At 60.4% G+C, this 255-nt stretch carries 1 rRNA gene; it reads left to right on the forward strand.

Going from position 1 to position 255, the window contains the following annotated elements:
• Window positions 1-93, forward strand: a 16S ribosomal RNA gene (locus tag OWR29_RS47985); the annotation flags it as partial.
• Window positions 94-255 lie beyond the last annotated feature (162 nt).

A 255-nucleotide genomic window follows, 5' to 3' on the forward strand; every position in this document is an offset into this window, starting at 1 on the left:
CAAGGGAGGGAGCCGTCGAAGGTGGGGCTGGCGATTGGGACGAAGTCGTAACAAGGTAGCCGTACCGGAAGGTGCGGCTGGATCACCTCCTTTCTAAGGAGCAACTAACCTGCGAAAGCAGGTCAGTGGCCCGCGGTCTGCGAATGCCAGACCGGGGTGCTCATAGGCGGAGACACTGGCTAGTCCGACTCGGCAACGGTCGAGGATCTAGTACAGCTGCTTGCAGCGTGGAACGAATCCTTGATGCGGCTGAGG

The sequence above is a fragment of the Paractinoplanes pyxinae genome, from assembly GCF_026626335.1.
Classification (GTDB): domain Bacteria; phylum Actinomycetota; class Actinomycetes; order Mycobacteriales; family Micromonosporaceae; genus Actinoplanes; species Actinoplanes pyxinae.